2 protein-coding genes are annotated in these 623 nt (G+C 64.0%); one reads left to right on the forward strand and one right to left on the reverse strand.

Features of this window, described 5'->3' with window-relative positions:
- Nucleotides 1-474: MBL fold metallo-hydrolase (locus tag AC1D00_RS44290; RefSeq protein WP_477015097.1), on the reverse strand; the 474-nt coding region annotated here is incomplete at its 3' end.
- On the opposite strand from AC1D00_RS44290, the gene AC1D00_RS44295 reads away from it, so the two are divergent.
- Nucleotides 428-623 (forward strand): hypothetical protein (locus tag AC1D00_RS44295; protein ID WP_477015098.1); only part of this gene is annotated, 196 nt, incomplete at its 3' end. The genes AC1D00_RS44290 and AC1D00_RS44295 overlap by 47 nt on opposite strands.

The raw sequence follows: 623 nt of genomic DNA on the forward strand, positions 1-623 counted from the left end.
GTCATATTCGGCCTTCTGCACGTAGAGCGTGGCCTGCGGGAACAGCTCGACATTGCCGGAGTGGTCGGGATGCGTGTGCGACACCGCCATCGCCTTGACGTCATCCGGCTTGAGGCCGAGCTGTTCGAGCTGGGCGGCAAGCGTCTTCGGCCGGCGCCAGGTCACGGCCTTGGGATCGGCGGGAACCAGGCCATTCGGCATCGCAGCGACGGCATCGGCGATGCCGGTGTCCCACAGGAACCAGCCCTTGCTGCTGTGCTTGATGAGATAGCAGCTGTCGACGAAGTCCATCGACTTGCCTTCGTTCAGGCCGGGCGTCCAGCGCGAGATGTCGCCGGCGGTACCCTCGCCGCAATTGAGGACGTAGAGCTTTTCGACGCCTGATTTCTCGGACTGCGCGAGCGCCGCCTGGCCCGACAGAGCCAGCGTGGCCACGGCGAAAGCAAACCTGATCTTCGTGATCCCTGACATCATCCTTGGTCCCTCTTGCAGCGCAAGCCTTGTATGGCTGCGACCGAGGATCAACCCCGGCCGCGCCGCCGAATTCCATTTCGGCGGATCACATCAATGCGGGCAGGTCTCGACCTCGACCGTGACGTGGCTGAGGCCCTTCAGCCCGGCAA

The sequence above is a fragment of the Bradyrhizobium sp. P2_E8 genome, assembly GCF_056403875.1.